Origin of the sequence: Dolichospermum compactum NIES-806 (genome assembly GCF_002368115.1) — a bacterium.
Classification (GTDB): domain Bacteria; phylum Cyanobacteriota; class Cyanobacteriia; order Cyanobacteriales; family Nostocaceae; genus Dolichospermum; species Dolichospermum compactum.
The window spans coordinates 3,506,632-3,524,328 of sequence record NZ_AP018316.1 but is presented as its reverse complement, the minus strand read 5'-3'; the positions used below and the strand labels follow the sequence as shown (position 1 = coordinate 3,524,328).

At 39.0% G+C, this 17,697-nt stretch carries 17 protein-coding genes and 1 pseudogene; 10 read left to right on the top strand and 8 right to left on the bottom strand.

Annotated elements, in window-relative coordinates:
* The first annotated feature begins 245 nt into the window (after positions 1-245).
* The 3 genes from secA (at position 246) to CA730_RS16520 (ending at position 4,032) form a co-directional block, all read left to right on the top strand.
* Complete coding sequence (secA, locus tag CA730_RS16530; RefSeq protein ID WP_096668931.1) at positions 246-3,026, top strand: preprotein translocase subunit SecA; 2,781 nt, start codon at positions 246-248, stop codon at positions 3,024-3,026.
* A 173-nt stretch (positions 3,027-3,199) separates the two neighbouring features.
* Positions 3,200-3,664, top strand: a complete 465-nt coding sequence (locus CA730_RS16525) for a LolA-like protein (RefSeq protein ID WP_096668929.1) — start codon at positions 3,200-3,202, stop codon at positions 3,662-3,664.
* Positions 3,665-3,723: 59 nt separating this feature from the next.
* Entirely contained in the window at positions 3,724-4,032 is a 309-nt protein-coding gene (locus CA730_RS16520) for a hypothetical protein (protein WP_096668927.1), read from the top strand.
* Positions 4,033-4,136: 104 nt separating this feature from the next.
* Here the strand turns inward: CA730_RS16520 and CA730_RS16515 are convergent, their stop codons facing one another.
* Positions 4,137-4,715 carry a Uma2 family endonuclease gene (locus tag CA730_RS16515; RefSeq protein ID WP_096671588.1) on the bottom strand — a complete coding sequence of 193 codons (579 nt, stop codon included), beginning with the start codon at positions 4,713-4,715 and terminating at the stop codon, positions 4,137-4,139.
* A gap of 25 nt (positions 4,716-4,740) precedes the next feature.
* A pseudogene (locus tag CA730_RS16510) lies at positions 4,741-5,325 on the bottom strand (Uma2 family endonuclease).
* A 166-nt stretch (positions 5,326-5,491) separates the two neighbouring features.
* Between CA730_RS16510 and gloA the strand changes: the two are divergent.
* The 3 genes from gloA (at position 5,492) to CA730_RS16495 (ending at position 9,383) form a co-directional block, all read left to right on the top strand.
* Entirely contained in the window at positions 5,492-5,884 is a 393-nt protein-coding gene (gloA, locus tag CA730_RS16505) for a lactoylglutathione lyase (RefSeq protein ID WP_027402811.1), read from the top strand.
* 92 nt (positions 5,885-5,976) lie between these two features.
* A complete protein-coding gene (gene clpB / locus CA730_RS16500; RefSeq protein WP_096668925.1) occupies positions 5,977-8,595 on the top strand; it encodes an ATP-dependent chaperone ClpB in 2,619 nt (872 codons plus the stop codon).
* Positions 8,596-8,753: 158 nt separating this feature from the next.
* Complete coding sequence (locus CA730_RS16495) at positions 8,754-9,383, top strand: class I SAM-dependent methyltransferase (RefSeq protein WP_096668923.1); 630 nt, start codon at positions 8,754-8,756, stop codon at positions 9,381-9,383.
* Positions 9,384-9,549: 166 nt separating this feature from the next.
* On the opposite strand, the gene CA730_RS16490 is transcribed toward CA730_RS16495, so the two are convergent.
* Complete coding sequence (locus CA730_RS16490) at positions 9,550-9,858, bottom strand: hypothetical protein (protein WP_231940134.1); 309 nt, start codon at positions 9,856-9,858, stop codon at positions 9,550-9,552.
* 183 nt (positions 9,859-10,041) lie between these two features.
* On the opposite strand from CA730_RS16490, the gene htpG reads away from it, so the two are divergent.
* Positions 10,042-12,009: a molecular chaperone HtpG gene (htpG, locus tag CA730_RS16485; RefSeq protein ID WP_096668921.1), complete on the top strand. Its 1,968-nt coding sequence runs from the start codon at positions 10,042-10,044 to the stop codon at positions 12,007-12,009.
* A gap of 51 nt (positions 12,010-12,060) precedes the next feature.
* Here the strand turns inward: htpG and CA730_RS16480 are convergent, their stop codons facing one another.
* Both CA730_RS16480 and CA730_RS16475 read right to left on the bottom strand, forming a co-directional pair.
* On the bottom strand, positions 12,061-12,312 hold the full coding sequence (locus CA730_RS16480; RefSeq protein ID WP_096668919.1) for a BrnA antitoxin family protein: 252 nt from the start codon (positions 12,310-12,312) through the stop codon (positions 12,061-12,063).
* 37 nt (positions 12,313-12,349) lie between these two features.
* A complete protein-coding gene (locus CA730_RS16475) occupies positions 12,350-12,574 on the bottom strand; it encodes a BrnT family toxin (protein WP_197705453.1) in 225 nt (74 codons plus the stop codon).
* A gap of 191 nt (positions 12,575-12,765) precedes the next feature.
* Between CA730_RS16475 and rpmB the strand changes: the two genes are divergently transcribed.
* Complete coding sequence (gene rpmB / locus CA730_RS16470) at positions 12,766-13,002, top strand: 50S ribosomal protein L28 (RefSeq protein WP_039202842.1); 237 nt, start codon at positions 12,766-12,768, stop codon at positions 13,000-13,002.
* A 104-nt stretch (positions 13,003-13,106) separates the two neighbouring features.
* On the opposite strand, the gene CA730_RS16465 is transcribed toward rpmB, so the two are convergent.
* On the bottom strand, positions 13,107-14,006 hold the full coding sequence (locus CA730_RS16465) for a metallophosphoesterase family protein (RefSeq protein ID WP_096668918.1): 900 nt from the start codon (positions 14,004-14,006) through the stop codon (positions 13,107-13,109).
* Positions 14,007-14,185: 179 nt separating this feature from the next.
* Between CA730_RS16465 and CA730_RS16460 the strand changes: the two genes are divergently transcribed.
* Together CA730_RS16460 and CA730_RS16455 are read left to right on the top strand one after the other, a co-directional pair.
* Complete coding sequence (locus CA730_RS16460; RefSeq protein ID WP_096668917.1) at positions 14,186-15,055, top strand: hypothetical protein; 870 nt, start codon at positions 14,186-14,188, stop codon at positions 15,053-15,055.
* Positions 15,056-15,328: 273 nt separating this feature from the next.
* Entirely contained in the window at positions 15,329-16,024 is a 696-nt protein-coding gene (locus CA730_RS16455) for a DUF305 domain-containing protein (protein WP_096668915.1), read from the top strand.
* 128 nt (positions 16,025-16,152) lie between these two features.
* Here CA730_RS16455 and CA730_RS16450 read toward each other — a convergent pair whose 3' ends face one another.
* Positions 16,153-16,776, bottom strand: coding sequence for a 4Fe-4S single cluster domain-containing protein (locus tag CA730_RS16450; RefSeq protein WP_096668911.1), 624 nt, complete (start codon positions 16,774-16,776; stop codon positions 16,153-16,155).
* 128 nt (positions 16,777-16,904) lie between these two features.
* Positions 16,905-17,423 carry a hypothetical protein gene (locus CA730_RS16445; protein WP_096668909.1) on the bottom strand — a complete coding sequence of 173 codons (519 nt, stop codon included), beginning with the start codon at positions 17,421-17,423 and terminating at the stop codon, positions 16,905-16,907.
* Between the last annotated feature and the right edge of the window lie 274 nt (positions 17,424-17,697).

Sequence of the window (17,697 nt, the reverse complement as noted above, 5' to 3'; positions counted from 1 at the left end):
GAAATAATTTAATGACAACTGACAACTGACAACTGATCAATGACCAATGAAGCAGTTTAAATATTAAGATATTAATTAAAACCTATGATTGTATAAAGGCGACTGGTTTGCTTTCATTCGGTTTTTGAGTAAATTCTCATTTTCCACCCATCCATAAGCAAAAGGGCTGGGTTACATTAAGTGTCTATAATTATATAGCCAAAGCTTAAATATCCATTTCCCTTGATTTAATTCTATAAACTGCCATGCTAAAACTTTTGTTGGGCGATCCCAACGCTCGTAAACTTAAAAAATACCAACCTTACATTACAGAAATTAACCTCTTAGAGGAAGATATTAAGCCGCTGTCTGATGAACAGTTAAAAGCTAAAACCGTCGAGTTTAAACAACGGTTGGCTAAAGGCGAAACTCTAGATGATATTTTACCAGAAGCCTTTGCTGTGGTTCGGGAATCGGGGCGGCGTGTCTTAGGATTACGTCACTTTGATGTGCAATTGCAGGGTGGGATAATTCTGCATACTGGACAAATTGCCGAAATGAAAACCGGTGAGGGGAAAACTTTGGTAGCGACTTTACCAAGTTATTTAAACGCCCTAACTGGCAAAGGTGTCCACGTAATTACTGTGAATGATTACCTGGCGCGTCGGGACGCGGAATGGATGGGTCAGGTACACCGGTTCTTGGGGTTGAGTGTGGGGCTAATTCAGTCCACTATGACCCCCAATGAGCGCCAGAAAAACTATGCGTGTGATATTACCTATGTCACCAATAGCGAGATTGGCTTTGATTACCTGCGGGATAATATGGCTACTTCAATGGCTGAGGTGGTGCAACGTCCGTTTAATTTCTGTGTGATTGACGAGGTAGACTCGATTTTAGTTGATGAGGCGCGGACTCCATTAATTATTTCGGGTCAGGTGGAAAGACCGACGGAAAAATACCTCCAAGCGGCGGAAATTGCTTTTAGTCTCAAAAAAGATGAGCATTACGAAGTTAATGAAAAGGATCGTAACGTTCTTTTGACGGACGAGGGTTTTGCTGAGTCGGAAAATCAATTGGGTGTGACAGATTTATTTGACCCGGAAGACCCTTGGGCGCATTTTATGTTTAATGCGATTAAGGCTAAGGAATTGTTTCTGAAGGATGTAAATTATATTGTCCGCAATGATGAAGTTGTGATTGTGGATGAATTTACAGGTCGGGTATTACCGGGACGACGGTGGAGTGATGGTTTACACCAAGCTATTGAAGCGAAGGAACACGTAGAAATTCAGCCAGAAACCCAAACTTTGGCGACTATTACCTATCAAAATTTGTTTTTGCTGTATCCCAAGTTGGGGGGAATGACAGGAACGGCGAAAACGGAAGAGGTGGAATTTGAAAAGATTTATAAACGAGAAGTGACGATTATTCCCACTAACCGGATTAGAAGAAGGGAAGACTTGTCTGATATGGTGTTTAAGACTGAACCAGGGAAGTGGGGTGCGATCGCTAAAGAATGTGCCGAAATGCACGAAAATGGTAGACCTGTGTTAGTAGGGACAACCAGTGTCGAAAAATCCGAACTTCTCAGCCGACTCCTCAAGGAAATGGATATTCCCCATGAGTTGCTTAATGCTAGACCAGAAAACGTAGAACGGGAAGCGGAAATTATCGCCCAAGCTGGACGCAGTGGGGCTGTAACTATCGCTACCAACATGGCAGGACGAGGTACAGATATTATCCTGGGTGGTAATTCCGAGTATATGGCGCGGTTGAAACTACGGGAATACTTTATGCCTCGCATTGTCAGCCCTGAAGATGATGAATTTGGCGTACAAAGGGCTTCGGGTCTACCTATGGGTGGTAACGGTGGTGGACAAGGTTTTGTTCCTGGTAAAAAGGTAAAAACTTGGCGGGCTTCTCCAGAAATTTTCCCCACTCAATTAACCAAGGAAACAGAACAGCTTTTAAAAGCGGCTGTAGAGGTGGCTGTGAAGGCTTACGGTGAGCGCAGTTTACCGGAGTTGGAAGCAGAGGATAAGGTGGCTGTGGCGGCGGAGAAAGCCCCGACAGATGATGTGGTAGTTCAGAAGTTGCGGGAAGCTTACCAGCAGGTTAAGCAGGAATATGAAGAGTTTACCAGCCGCGAACATGATGAAGTAGTGAGTAGAGGCGGGTTGCACGTTATTGGGACGGAACGCCACGAATCACGACGGATTGATAACCAATTACGCGGACGGGCAGGAAGACAGGGCGACCCTGGGACAACAAGATTTTTCCTTAGTTTAGAGGATAACCTATTACGAATCTTTGGGGGCGATCGCGTTGCCGGCTTGATGAATGCTTTCCAAGTCGAAGAAGATATGCCTATTGAATCAGGGATGTTAACTCGCAGCTTAGAGGGCGCACAGAAAAAGGTCGAAACCTATTACTACGACATCCGTAAACAGGTGTTTGAGTATGACGAGGTAATGAATAACCAACGTCGGGCTATCTATGCGGAACGTCGCCGGGTGTTGGAAGGTCAAGATTTGAAGGAACAGGTGATTAAATACGCAGAAAAAACGATGGACGACATCGTTGATTATTACATCAACCCTGATTTACCTTCGGAAGAATGGGAATTGGATAAGTTGGTGGATAAGGTGAAGGAGTTTGTTTACCTGTTGGCTGATATGCAGTCTGTCCAGTTGGAGGATATGGGTGTGGTGGAAATTAAGGCTTTCCTCCATGAACAAGCGCGTATAGCTTATGATATGAAGGAATCGCAAATTGACCAAATTCAACTGGGTTTAATGCGTCAAGCGGAACGGTTCTTTATTCTCCAACGCATAGATACTTTGTGGCGGGAACATTTGCAACAAATGGATGCTTTGCGTGAGTCGGTTGGCTTGCGTGGTTATGGACAAAAAGACCCGCTGATTGAGTATAAGAGCGAGGGTTATGAGTTGTTCTTGGATATGATGGTGAATATCCGCCGTGATGTGGTTTATTCTCTGTTTATGTTCCAGCCTCAAGCGCAGCAAACTGCTGAGATGGTTTAAGGTAATATTTTCACGCGGAGACGCAGAGGCGCAGAGAGTTTTTTCTGCGTCTTTGTTTTATGTTGAGTATGGGAAAAATGAACCATGCAGGAGAGTTAGCGCAAAATCTGGTACAAGATTGGCAAAATGTATAAAATACTAGTTTATAATTGACTTTTAATCACAAATTACTTATGAAACTGACTATATCCACAATCGTATTTGTCAGCCTTATTACTCCTCTGGGTGGTGCTGTCAATGCTATCCCACCTCAAAATACTCCTCTCCAACCCACAACCACCAATGAGACTACAAAAAAAATAGATTTAGTCTTGCTGGTTAAGGCTATTACTGGCTTTTTGCAGAGCGATCGCTATCTCACCGAATCAGAGCTAAAATTCAAAGTAGGTGGTCAAGGTGTGAATGCTGATATCAACCTCAAAACCAAAACCATTGTCCAGTCAGATCAAAAGTTTCGCGCAGAAATCGCTACTGTAGGAACTACAGGTGAAATCAAACCTTTGACTGTAATAGTTTCGGACGGTAAACAGGTTTGGATTCACAGACCTGATTTAAAGCAATATGCTGTCACTACTTATCAAAAGTTCGATAAATCAGGGGATGGAATTTTTATGAGTAATCATCCTCAGCATTTTTAAATATTCCTGCTAAAGAAAGAAAACAGATTGCTAATAGTAGTTTATCAGATAAAAATGTTTTGTCTTATCTTGTTTCGGCTATTGATGGAGTAATTAAAGGAAATCAGGCTACCGTAGATACTGATTCTTTCTATGTCTATCATTACAAAGATGCTAAAGAGGGATTTACATTTAGTGCTTTTGTGCAACCAGACAATGCTAACCTCAAACAAGTACAATTAGTTGGTAAAAGTGAAGGATTAGATATCATGTTAACTGAAAAAATCCTCAATAGAATCGCAAATCCTGATGTCACTCCCCAGACTTTCACATTTTCACCACCACGAGGAACTAAAAAGGTTAAATCCCTCTCTATTACGCCTTTTTAAAGATTTAAAGTAAATTTGTTTACCTTTTTACCTGAATTTCTTGTCTGTAGAGAGGTAAGCTGTTTTTTATGGCAGAATAGAATTAAGAAAAATTATTTTTATCACTACCAAATTTTACTCATATTCAACACAAACCCCGGTAAAATAGGATCACAACTCACAGTATCAGGATTTTCTAAATACTCTTCTATTTGTCCAGGACGATAAATATAAACTCGACGATTTTTACGGTCAATTAATAAACCTAATTGGATTCCTGTTTCTTGCATATATTCCTGCATTTTATCTTTTAAAGGTTGTAAGTTATCAGAAGCTGACCTTAATTCAATCACAAAATCAGGACAAATAGGTGCAAACTTCTTTTGTTGTGCAGGTGTAAGTTGATTCCATCTTGCTAACTTTATCCAGGAAGCATCAGGAGAACGTTTCGCACCTGTGGAAAGTGTAAATCCTGTACTGGAATCGAAACAAATACCTGTGTTATTTTTTTCTGACCATACATATAACTGTCCAGCTAAGTTAAAATTACGATTTCCTGTTTCTGAACCTGCGGGTGACATGATTGATATATCTCCAAATTTATTCCTCTCAATCCGTAAATCACGGTTTAATTGACAGAATTCAAAAAATTGATCATCTGTCATTGATGAAGGCATTTGCAACATTAAGGGAGATGAAAGCATGATAATTTCCTTCCATTTATTCGGTTTACCAAATTTTACCCATATTAAAAACAAACCCTGATAAAACAGGTTCACAACTAACAGTATCAGGATTTTATAAATACTCTTCTATTTGTCCAGGACGATAAATATAAACTCGACGATTTTTACGGTCAATTAATAAACCTAATTGGATTCCTGTTTCTTGCATATATTCCTGCATTTTATCTTTTAAAGGTTGCAAGTTATCAGAAGCTGACCTTAATTCAATCACAAAATCAGGACAAATAGGAGCAAAATTTTTTTGTTGTGCAGGTGTCAGTTGATTCCATCTTGCTAACTTTATCCAAGCAGCATCAGGAGAACGTTCTGCACCTGTAGAAAGTGTAAATCCTGTACTGGAAGAAAATGCTATTCCTGTACCATCTTCATCTGTCCAATTCATTAATTGTTGGATAATTCTACCTTCTCGATTTCCTGTTTCTGAACCTGCGGGTGACATAATTGATATATCTCCAAATCTATTTCTCTCAATGCGTAAATCACGGTTTTCTTGACAGAAATCAAAAAATTGATCATCTGTCATTTGCACTGATGAGGGAAAATGTAATATCAAAGGTGATGAAATCATAATTATTTCCTCCATCTGAAATTAAAATCTATCTTACCACAAGCCGTTGCTGAAGTTAGTTAACATATAGTTACCAACGGTTGAGCAATTAAAAGCAGAATTAAACGCAGATTTCGTGAAAATTCCCTATAGAATATAAGACGCAGGAATTAAACAAAGGGTAAATATGCGATTACTACACACAATGCTTCGCGTCGGTAATTTAGAAGAGTCCTTAACATTTTACTGTGATGTATTGGGAATGAAGTTACTCCGACGTAAAGATTATCCAGCGGGAGAATTTACCCTGGCTTTTGTCGGTTATGGAGAAGAAAGTGATCATTCCGTTTTAGAACTCACCCACAACTGGGGCGTAGAAAAGTATGATTTAGGTAGTGCCTATGGTCATATCGCTTTGGGTGTGCATGATATTTACGCTACCTGTGAGACTATTGGAAAACTGGGTGGTAAGGTAGTCCGAGAACCAGGACCTATGAAACATGGTTCAACAGTAATTGCTTTTGTGGAAGATCCAGATGGTTATAAAGTTGAATTGATTCAGTTAAAAACTCCAGAATGATTTAGGGTAGAGGGTAAGAAGAGAACTTCTTTACCCATTACCCAAATCCCTCCTAAACTTAAATTACAAGTCTAAAATCTAAAATTTTACAAATGCAGCCTACAGATCCTGATAAATTTACTGATACAGCCTGGGAAGCGGTAACAAAATCCCAAGACGTGGTTCGTGCTTATAAACAACAACAATTAGAAGTTGAACATTTAATTCTCGCCCTTTTAGAAGAACCTACCAGCCTAGCTACAGCCATTCTCACCCGTGCGGAAGTTGATTCTGTGCGATTCAAACAACAATTAGAGGCTTTTACCCAACGTCAACCCAAGGTTGGTAAAAGTGATCAACTTTACCTGGGGCGGAATTTAGATTTACTTTTAGACAAAGCTAATGAAATTAGAGCCAAAATGAGAGAGGAGGAAATCTCAGAAGGGCATATAATTCTAGCGTTTGGTAATGATGAACGTGTTGGTAGACGGTTATTTAAAAGCTTAAATATAGATATTACTCAAGTAGAACTTGGGGTTAAATCTGTTCGCGCTACTCCCAAAATCAAAGCATCTCCAAAAGCAGAAGCAGATGTACAAGAGGAAGCTTTAAAAAGATTTGGACGAGATTTGACAGAACAAGCAAAAGCAGGAAAATTAGATCCTGTGATTGGTAGAGATGATGAAATTCGCCGCGTCATTCAGGTATTGTCTCGACGTAGCAAAAATAACCCTGTGTTAATTGGTGAACCGGGAGTGGGGAAAACAGCGATCGCCGAAGCTTTAGCCCAAAGAATGGTAAATGGTGACGTTCCTGAATCTTTGAAGAATCGCCAATTAATCTCTTTGGATATCGGTAGCTTGATTGCTGGAGCAAAATACAGAGGTGAATTTGAAGACCGTTTAAAAAATGTCCTCCGGGAAGTTACGGAATCAAACGGGCAAGTAGTTCTATTTATTGATGAACTTCATACCGTTGTCGGGGCTGGTTCTAATCAACAAGGTTCAATGGATGCAGGAAACTTACTTAAGCCAATGTTGGCGCGGGGTGAATTGCGTTGTATTGGGGCAACTACCTTAGATGAATATCGCAAATTTATTGAAAAAGATGCAGCATTAGAAAGAAGATTTCAACAGGTATATGTAGATCAACCAACAGTTGAGAATACAATTTCGATTTTGCGAGGTTTAAAAGAACGTTATGAAGTGCATCATAATGTTAAAATTTCCGATTCCGCTTTAGTCGCCGCTGCAACCTTATCAGCGCGGTATATTGCTGACCGCTTTTTACCAGACAAAGCGATAGACTTAGTTGATGAAGCCGCAGCGAAATTGAAAATGGAGATTACATCCAAACCTGCGGAATTAGAAACCATTGATAGACGCTTAATGCAGCTAAAAATGGAAAAGGTGTCGTTAACTAGAGAAGAAAATGGTACTGCTCAAACAAAAGAGCGTTTAGACCGTATTGAGGAAGAAATTAGCACATTAACTGTTAAACAGCAAAAACTTAATGAGCAATGGCAAGGAGAAAAGCAGCTATTAGAAAATATTAGTGCTTTGAAAAAAGAAGAAGAAGCTTTACGAGTACAAATTGAGCAAGCAGAACGTGCATATGACCATGAAAAAACTGTCATACTGAGGTACGGTAAGTTGGAGGGAGTACAGCATGATCTTGAAACCAAAGAAGCGGAACTTTCAGCAATTCAAAGCCAAGGTTCTACCCTGTTGCGAGAACAAGTTACCGAAGCCGATATTGCCGAAATTGTCGCTAAATGGACAGGAATTCCCGTAAATCGGCTTTTGGAATCAGAAAGACAAAAATTACTGAAATTAGAAAGTCATTTACATGAACGGGTAATTGGTCAAGAAGAAGCAGTTTCCGCCGTCTCTGCGGCTATCCGTCGCGCCCGTGCGGGGATGAAAGACCCCTCTCGCCCCATTGGTTCATTTTTGTTTATGGGACCAACTGGCGTGGGTAAAACCGAACTCGCCCGCGCCTTAGCTCAGTTTCTCTTTGATTCGGATGATGCTTTGGTACGTTTAGATATGTCCGAGTACATGGAAAAACACTCAGTTTCCCGCCTAGTGGGTGCGCCTCCTGGATATGTTGGTTATGAAGAAGGGGGACAACTTTCCGAAGCGATTCGCAGACATCCTTACTCGGTAGTGCTGTTAGATGAAGTAGAAAAAGCCCACCCCGATGTATTTAATATTTTGTTGCAAGTATTGGATGATGGTAGAGTTACTGATTCCCAAGGACGGGCTGTAGATTTTCGGAATACTGTCATAGTCATGACTAGCAATATTGGTAGTGAACATATTTTGGATGTAGCTGGTGATGACTCCAAGTATGATATGATGCGAAATAGAGTTATGGAAGGTTTGCGAAGTCACTTCCGCCCCGAATTTCTCAACCGCATAGATGATCTGATTCTATTCCACGCCCTTAATCGTTCAGAAATGGGACATATTATCCGTATTCAACTCAAACGGGTGGAAAATCTGCTCAAGGAACAGAAAATCTCTTTCGAGATATCCCAAGCTGCTTGTAATCATCTTGTAGAGGCTGGTTATGATCCTGTTTACGGCGCACGTCCATTAAAACGTTCAATTCAGCGCGAGGTAGAAAATCCTCTAGCGACAAAGTTACTGGAAAATACTTTTGTTTCTGGTGATACTATCATCATTGATAAGGCTGAAACTGGGTTAAGTTTTAGTAAAAAAGTTTAGGCGTTGCTGAATGAAAGTATAAATTTGTTAGGCTTCGCCCCGCTTCGCTAACACGCAGAGGCGCAAAGAGTTTGAGAAAGGGAATTTTTGGTTTTCATACCGCCATTATCCAACGCTAAACTTTAAATGAATTTTCATTAGTAAATAGGGGGCTTTCTATGGAACTTATTTCTTCATTAGGAATTACAGGTTCGCAATATCTTTCCAAGGAAAGATTTATTAGTTATCATCATCAGTCGCGGTTATTGTTTTCCTTGGGTAGTCAGGTTAAAAATGTTCTAGAAATTGGTATTTTTAATTCCCTGTTTACAGAAATACTCAGACAAAATAACTATAACGTCACTACGGCGGATATTGATCCTAGTCTCAAACCAGATATAATGTTGGATTTGACGGCGGAATTTACACTACCAAAAGACAAGTTTGATGCAATTGTTCTGTTTCAAGTATTAGAACATTTTCCCTACGAAAAATCTGAATTAGCATTGCAAAAACTCGGCGCAGTTACTAAGAAATATTTGGTGATTTCTATTCCCAATACTACTCAATATCTATCATTGCAAGTCAAAACTTCTTTTTTGCTTAAAGCCAGACATTTACTCTGGGAAATTCCCCAATTTTGGAGTACAACACCACTTTGTGATGAACATTATTGGGAATTGGGATTGAAAGGATATCCCAAAAAGCGGTTTTTGGAATCTGTTGCTAAAGCTGGTTTGATAGTGAGGGAAGAATATGTTGATCCTACTTTCCCATATCACTACTTTTTGATCTTAGAAAAAATATAAGTGCGATCGCTTGTTATAATACCAATTCTGTATAAAGATGCCCCAAATTTAGAAAGGAACGAACCACAGAGGCACAGAGAACACAGAGGAGGAAAAGACAAGGTTGCAAAATTCAACGCAGCTTCATAAAAAAATGGTATGGGATCATGAGAATATCCTTGTTTATCTACTCGGTTTTCTTTTTGGTGGGACGTTTCCGTTCTGATTTCTTCTTGAAACCTACTGCTTGGGCTGCATCACTATCTGACCCAAATTGACCTTTTACTGCTTCTTTCATGACTAAAACAGCATTATGTAACTCCCATTCTGCTTGTTTGGCTGCGTCTGCGGAGGCTTTAAATAATGCTTGTTTTTCAGTTTCTTCTTGTTGTCTTGTCACCATTTCGGCATAAGCTTTTTGTAATGCTTCCGGTGTAGCTGCTACACGAGCAGTGGTATAACCGGACACGGCTTTAAGTCCATTGTAAGAATCTATGTCTTGCTAGAGGTTGCTAGGAAGTTGGGCTTTACCACTGTCTTTAGTCTTCAGTCCCCAGTCTAGCATGATGGTAGTGTAATCCGAATCATAATTAAGAGGTATTCCTGACTCCAAAAGAGATAAAATCACCGAAAATTGATTTTCATAAAATATATCTGCAAGTAAAACCGACGGATAACTATGTTAGAACAAGGCAATATCAGTATTCATACCGATAATATTTTCCCGATTATCAAGAAGTCTCTCTACTCAGATCATCAAATCTTCTTGCGGGAACTGGTATCCAACGGGGTAGACGCTATCCAGAAGTTAAACATGGTATCCCGTGCTGGGGAATACAATGGCGAAATTGGCGAACCAGAAATTACCATTAGCATTGATAAAGACAACAAAATCCTCTCCATTACTGATAATGGCATTGGTATGACCGCAGAGGAAGTAAAAAAATACATTAACCAAGTTGCTTTCTCTAGTGCTGAAGAATTTATTGACAAGTATGAAGGTAAGGCAGATCAACCGATTATCGGTCATTTCGGTTTGGGTTTCTACTCATCCTTCATGGTAGCAAAACAAGTAGAGATTGATACTCTATCTTACCAAGAAGGCGCACAAGCTGTGCGTTGGACTTGTGATGGTTCACCTAAATTTGTTTTAGATGAATCTCCTCGCACCACTCGTGGGACTACGATTATTCTCACATTGGAAGGAGAAGAAGAGGAGTTTCTCGAACCAGCACGAATTAGAAATCTTGTCAAGACTTACTGCGATTTCATGTCAGTTCCCATTAAAATGGATGGGGAAGTTTTAAATAAACAAAAAGCTGCGTGGCGTGAATCTCCCAGTAATCTCACCAAGGAAGATTATTTAGAGTTTTACCGCTATTTGTATCCTTTCCAAGAAGAACCTTTGCTGTGGGTGCATTTAAATACAGATTATCCCTTTGTGATTAATGGGATTTTGTATTTCCCGAAAATGCGTCCTGATGTAGATGTTACCAAAGGACAAATTAAATTATTCTGCAATCAGGTGTTTGTGAGTGATAACTGTGAGGAAATTATTCCCCAGTTTTTAATGCCCATGCGGGGCGTGATTGATAGCACTGATATACCTTTGAACGTTTCTCGAAGTGCATTACAAGGCGATCGCACTATTAGAAGAATTGGCGATTATATAGCCAAAAAAGTCGGTGATAGACTCAAAGAGTTATACCGTGATGACCGCGAACAATACGTAACAGCCTGGAAAGACTTAGGAACATTCGTGAAATTTGGCGTTCTCAACGATGAGAAATTCAAAAAACAAGTTGAAGACATTATCATCTTCCGTAGCACAGCCAAATTAGAAGCCCCTGTAGCCGACACCGCAGCCGTTGAAGTCCAATCTACAGATGGTGATGCGTGGCAAGATGTTACCCCAGCAAACGCGACCAGCATCCCCTACACCACCCTGAAAGAATACTTAGAACGGAACAAAGAACGTCACGAGAATAAGGTATTCTACAGCACAGATGCAGCCAGTCAAGCCACTTATATTGAACTCCACAAAAATCAAGGTTTAGAAGTCCTCTATATGGACTCATTCATTGATACCCACTTCATCAACTTCCTAGAACAAGAATATCGAGACGTTAAATTTACACGGGTAGACTCTGACCTCGATAACACCCTCCTCGATGACAAAACTGGCGAAATTGTTGACCCCACCACCAACAAAACCAAAGGAGAAGTCATTAAAGAACTATTTGAAAAAGCCCTCAACAAGCCCAAACTCAACATCCGCACCGAATCCTTGAAATCAGATGATCCTCAAGGCACACCACCTGCAATGGTATTATTACCCGAATTTCTCCGCCGGATGCGAGAAATGAGCGCTATGATGCAGCAGCAAACCGTTGAATTTCCCGAGGAACATATTTTACTAGTAAATACTGCTCACCCGTTAATTCAAAACTTGGTTAATATCAGTCAAGGTAGTATTATTCAAGGTGATGGTGAATCACCTTCAAGTCAATTAGTAAATATGATGTGTCAGCACGTTTATGATCTGGCACTGATATCGCAAAAAGGGTTTGATGCAGATGGCATGAAATCCTTTGTAGAACGTTCCAATGACGTACTTACCAAGCTAACAGAACAAGCCAGCAAATAAACAGCCAGATAACCGACTTCTCCGAGAAGTCGGTTGTAACACTTTATTTTTTTAGAGATTTTCTTGATGGTTAATATAAGAACGCAGCACAGTATTAATCATTGATTGATAGCCTTTTCCCTGGTGTTTGAACCATTCCAAAACGTCACTATCTAAGCGAATGGAAATAGCTTTTTTAGTAATAGGTTTCACCATTTTAGCGGTTTGCCAAAAGTTATCATCTAATTCGGGAATATCAGAAGTATCAATAGCAGAATCTGGGATATTTTGGATTTCTTCAAGACGTTTCGGCGAGATATTCATAGTATTGTCTCCTTTTTTTAGGGGTGGCTTTTCGGGCTTAAATCAGACGGATTTTGCCGTTTCTTTCGGTATGGGCTACGGTGACAACAATAATTCCTTGTATTGCACCAATAGTAATTTCTCTAATTTCTTCATCATAGTCAAATCGTTCATCAATTGACGTAAAAACGATTCCCTGAAAAATTTCTTGTGCTTCCTCAAAGCTAAGTCCATGTTTTTTCTGATTGTGTTGATTTTTATGTTCGTCCCATTCAAATTCCATTTACTTTATAAATACATTTTGTATATACACAAGAATAACACAAGTAATTAAAAGTCAAGATTAGGATTTTCTCAAAAAGTCGGTAATGCTTGCCATAATTCCCCAGATACTAGATAATTATTCTTTTACCCGAACTTGTTGAGATATAATGGGAAGGTTGTCTTAAAATAGAACTCTAGGAGATATTTATTATGTCCCGTCGTTGTGAACTAACTGGTAAAAAAGCCAATAACGCTTGTTCCGTTTCCCACTCTAACCGTCACACCAAGCGTCTACAGCACGTTAATCTGCAAACAAAGCGGGTTTGGTGGCCTGCTGGTAACCGTTGGGTAAAATTGAAACTTTCCACCAAAGCCATCAAAACCTTAGAATTTAAAGGTTTAGACGCAATGGCAAAAGAAGCAGGAATCAACCTCAACCACTACTAAATAGCAGGGAACAGGGAACAGGGGGAGGAAAAGTTCTTTGATATTGATTATTCTTCTTTCTGACTCTGGGCAACCACAGGGGGTTGCCCCTAAAATTCCTTTCATTAAACACTTTTTAATTTAATTACACCCTGATCAAAAACGCGATTATTAGTACCAATAGCGCTCACTTCCATTCTATCTGCATACACATCATAAGCAGCAAAACTCAAATCACTGGTTGAATATTCTGTCCATTGAGAACGACCAACCGGACGATTACCAGCACCAGCACCACAGATTAAATAGGTAGTTCCATTAATAGCGCGAGTGCGTTCATAATTATGTTCATGGCCATTGATATAAAGTTGAACATTGTATTTTTTAAACAGCGGAGTAAAGGTTTTAATAAAATTTTTGTTACTCCCATAATTACCAGATGAATAAATGGGATGATGACCAAAGACAACTTTCCACGGTGCTTTACTCAGACTTAATTCCTTCTCTAACCAAATTAATTGATTTTTCCAATCAGCATTACCATTAGTATCTAACGCAAAAAACTGAACTTTATTTTGACTAAATGTGTAATAACGTCCCTGCATATTAAAACCAGGATATTTAACTTGGGGAACACCATTATCAGTGCGAATATCATGATTACCTAAACAAGCATGAAACTTGACACCATTTTTTAGTAAAGGTTGATAGGGACGCTCAAAAACTGCATTGATTTTCTCAATTTCCCCATTATTATAGATATTGTCACCAGCTAAAACTACCAAATTATAAGGATTTTGCTGATGATAAAAATTCATAGCATTTGCTACAGCATATTGTCCTTTAGTCCCAGTTCCTGTATCAGCAACGGAGACAAAACGCAATAATAAATCTTTTTTGACTGGTTTAGCTGCTGTTGCTGATTCTATGAGAGAATTTGAATTTGACAATTTCCCACTCAGAAATCCAGATGCTATGGTGCTGATTCCACTTAAAAACAAAAATTGACGGCGGTTAATATTCATATTTTATTAAAATGGCACAATAGATGATTATAGTCAAAATACAGCAAATTGCAGATCAATGAGGTACAGGATATAACTGCAAAGGCAGACACCAAGCCAGTTTTACTCCTGACTTCTGACTCCTGACTCCTGCTGTATGTTTTCTATATTTTTGATTAGCTAATTTGGGTAAAAGTTCCATGTCAGGAGACAAACGCAGAAAACCAAAAAATGAACCCGCACCCACACTCTATCAAAAAAATCAACCAATTTGGAAAACGGCAATTATCCAAGTTTTACGGAGAACGATTGGTGTTTTAGAAACTACAGTAGTTAAACTGGAGACAGAAACACCCGCTGATACTCAGAAAAAAACTAATTTTTTATCGCGTTGGGATGGATTTTTAAGGACATTCCGCTTATTTTTACCATCAAATATATCTAACAATGTATCAGATACGGTGCTGACAGGGATTTTTGCAGCAATTTTTGTGGTGACAATAGGAATCACCACATTTATGTTTATTCCTAAATCTGTTGAATTCGCAACTGTTCCCCCGGTAGAAGAGGTTATCCCACCAAAATCAATTATAGAACCAGAACCAACTCCCACCCCAGTTATAGAACCAGAAGTCATACCAACCCCAGCTATAGAACCAGAACCAATTCCCACCCCAGTTGTTGAACCTGAAGTCATACCAACTCCAGTGATAAAACCAGAAACTAGCCGGACTCCAGTTGTCGAATTAACACCTGAACAAGCTTTACTAGCAGCAATTGAAAATCAGTTTTCGGATATTAGCGTTTCTGTTAAGAATACTAAGGATAAAAATATTATTTCTCAACTCATAAAACCTCTGCAAGCTAATTTCCGTACTAGTGATTTAACTGTGAAAATTAGCGATATTTGGTATAATCTGGAAAAATCTCAACAGGATAAACTAGCTGCGGATATATTACAACGTTCTCAAGAACTTAATTTTGTCCATTTAGAAGTTGTTGATTTTCAAGAGAAAATAATTGCCCGTAGTCCAGTAGTAGGTAATAAAATGATAATTTTTAAACGTTGAAACTTGATAGCTAGTACCGCAAGGCGTTCGTCAAAAGTCAAAACGAATATACAATGAGCTTTCCAGTAGTTTGGAATGGTCTATTTATTTCCGCCGACCTGTACTAGTTATTTTGTTAATAAAGATTAATATCACAAAACATTTCATCTTGATTTCATATTCCCATGAAAAGCTAGAATTTAGTTAAACGCATAACTGGTTCCAAATATTTGCAACAGTTAGGTTTAATGACTTTTACTATTAAATCTTCATATTTTCAAGGAAAAACAAGTTATGAAAAGCAAAAATTTGATTTATGGTTTGATTGGGTTAGTAAGCAGTAGTGCTGTTAGTGGATTATTAATCGTCAGTAACACGCAAGCACAAACTCCCAATTCTGAACACAATTCTCATCATTCATCTAAACAAGCTAATCCCCCTAAAAAAGGAATGATGATGCAAACAGATCAGCATTTTATCGAAATGATGATTCCGCACCATCAGCAAGCCGTAGAAATGGCTGATATTGCATCAACTCGCGCACAACATCCAGAAATTAAGAACCTAGCAGTTGCTATTAAAAAAGACCAAACCCGCGAAATTGAACAGATACAAACCTGGTATAAAACATGGTACGGTAAAGAAGTACCTGTAATGACTATGACTGATCAAGAAATGATGACAGGTCATGGGAATATGTGCCAACAGATGAATCCACCAGACAATATGAAAATGCCGATGAATGGTAGAATGCGCTGCATGAATATGGATTTAGAAACATTAAAAAATGCACCAGATTTTGATAAAGAATTTATTCGTCAAATGATTCCTCATCATCGTATGGCTGTCAAGATGTCACAGATGATTGTTAAAAAAACTGCCAAACCAGAAATCCGTAATTTGGCTAAGTCTATCATTAAAACTCAAATGGTAGAAATTAACCAAATGCAGCAATGGTATCAAAGTTGGTATAAGTTAAAGCCTGTATAAACCATTGTGAAACCCGTATATTGCGCTTGATTTATAATCGTTACGGCTGGTTGTATGAAGAATTTTAGCAGTTCCAAATTTGAGAGGCTGAAAACCGAAAATACCTTGATTTTTCAGCCTCTCTAAAATTAGCTTAATTCCAATAAACCTTGATAACCTGTAACAATGCGATTACCATCTTTGAGAATATGAACTTCAATTTGATCACTAGCCCAAGTGATTTTATCTGCAAATTCTGGATTAAAGATATTGACTTTTTGATTACTAGAAGAAACGGGAGAATCAGGAGAATTAATTGCTAGAGATTTGATAAAAGGACCATCAATCAAAATATCTAATTCTGCCAATAATTCTTTTGCACCGGGAGGTGCGGAATCAGATTGTAATTGCTGGAGTGTAAAACCAGTAAAAGACATGATATTTAAACCTGCGGCTTTTAACCTTTTGGCTAAAATTGTTAGTGCAGGTGCTTGCCAAAATGGTTCACCACCGGAAAAAGTTACACCCGTATTCTGGGGATTTTTGAGAATACTTTCAGCGAGGGTATCAATAGCAACTAAATCATTAATCTCAAATGCCCAGGAGTCGGGATTAAAGCAACCAGAACACTCACGGTTACAACCTTGTACCCAGACAACAGCCCGACAACCGGGGCCATTAACTTCTGATTGGTCAACATAACCCATAATGTTCAGATAACCAGGGGGAATGTCCGCGAGTGCTAGAGATGGGTTCATGGGCTTAGTTTCCATCTTTTCTCAACTCCTTTTCAACTTTTCCTATTACTTGCTAATATAGCGAGACTCTGAAAAAGTGTGGAGAAAGAAAATATAAGCTTTTTAAAGTTTGATTATTTGGTGCAGTTAACCTTTAGGTTTTTTTAAGCTTTTGCCCAGGAGGGGATGAATGAACGCGCAGCAGCGATCGCATGAAAGAATGCAAATATCCTGTGGCTCGCTTGACCATAATCCCGGCATTTTTGCAGGTCGAAAGACCGTAATTCTTTTTCGATGACGTTTTCGACATCAGCAGCTAAATTTAACCTACCTTCATTGAGATAACATTCGGTGAGAAACAGTAATTTCTCAACATTAATTTCATTGGTTTCCCATTGAATTTCAATAGGAAACTCATAATTTTTTTCTAATGTTCCCCCACTGTAAACGTTTTCCATGAGTTTATTGCCGATAATATATTTAACTTTATGGGTGTTAGCCAGTTCTATTAAATCATCAGCAGTTGGCTTCAATCCCAGACGACGACGGAAAACGGAATCAATAATTTCATACTTACTATTGTCTGGAAATACTGTGACAACCACAGCCGCAATTCCTTCTGTATTTCCATAACATCCGATGATGTTTTGACTTTCTTCACCGTGAACAAATAAGATATCCATAATATGCACCAACTGAATTAACAATAGGGAATTGAGTTGATAAGATTCTCGCAGATGAGATGCAATACTTGTCGGTCAAGGAAATGTAGGTTGGGTTTCGCTGTCGCTCAACCCAACAAAATCCATGATAATATTGAGTTATGGCTGATGCATCCGGCGATCGCGAAGCGCTGCTGCAAGCAGTTCGCAGGGATACGCCACACTATGGCTATAATCTATCAGACTTTTTTCCAAAATTGTAACTTTGTTCAAAAAAAAGCACTTTTTTATCAAT

Coding starts and splice junctions, on each gene's coding strand:
- CA730_RS16480 (WP_096668919.1), bottom strand. CDS start 12,312: ATGAATATCTCGCCGAAACGTCTTGAAGAAATCCAAAATATCCCAGAT.
- CA730_RS16475 (WP_197705453.1), bottom strand. CDS start 12,574: ATGGAATTTGAATGGGACGAACATAAAAATCAACACAATCAGAAAAAA.
- CA730_RS16460 (WP_096668917.1), top strand. CDS start 14,186: ATGTCAGGAGACAAACGCAGAAAACCAAAAAATGAACCCGCACCCACA.
- htpG (WP_096668921.1), top strand. CDS start 10,042: ATGTTAGAACAAGGCAATATCAGTATTCATACCGATAATATTTTCCCG.
- CA730_RS16455 (WP_096668915.1), top strand. CDS start 15,329: ATGAAAAGCAAAAATTTGATTTATGGTTTGATTGGGTTAGTAAGCAGT.
- CA730_RS16495 (WP_096668923.1), top strand. CDS start 8,754: ATGGAACTTATTTCTTCATTAGGAATTACAGGTTCGCAATATCTTTCC.
- rpmB (WP_039202842.1), top strand. CDS start 12,766: ATGTCCCGTCGTTGTGAACTAACTGGTAAAAAAGCCAATAACGCTTGT.
- CA730_RS16515 (WP_096671588.1), bottom strand. CDS start 4,715: ATGCTTTCATCTCCCTTAATGTTGCAAATGCCTTCATCAATGACAGAT.
- CA730_RS16465 (WP_096668918.1), bottom strand. CDS start 14,006: ATGAATATTAACCGCCGTCAATTTTTGTTTTTAAGTGGAATCAGCACC.
- gloA (WP_027402811.1), top strand. CDS start 5,492: ATGCGATTACTACACACAATGCTTCGCGTCGGTAATTTAGAAGAGTCC.
- CA730_RS16450 (WP_096668911.1), bottom strand. CDS start 16,776: ATGGAAACTAAGCCCATGAACCCATCTCTAGCACTCGCGGACATTCCC.
- CA730_RS16525 (WP_096668929.1), top strand. CDS start 3,200: ATGAAACTGACTATATCCACAATCGTATTTGTCAGCCTTATTACTCCT.
- clpB (WP_096668925.1), top strand. CDS start 5,977: ATGCAGCCTACAGATCCTGATAAATTTACTGATACAGCCTGGGAAGCG.
- CA730_RS16445 (WP_096668909.1), bottom strand. CDS start 17,423: ATGGATATCTTATTTGTTCACGGTGAAGAAAGTCAAAACATCATCGGA.
- secA (WP_096668931.1), top strand. CDS start 246: ATGCTAAAACTTTTGTTGGGCGATCCCAACGCTCGTAAACTTAAAAAA.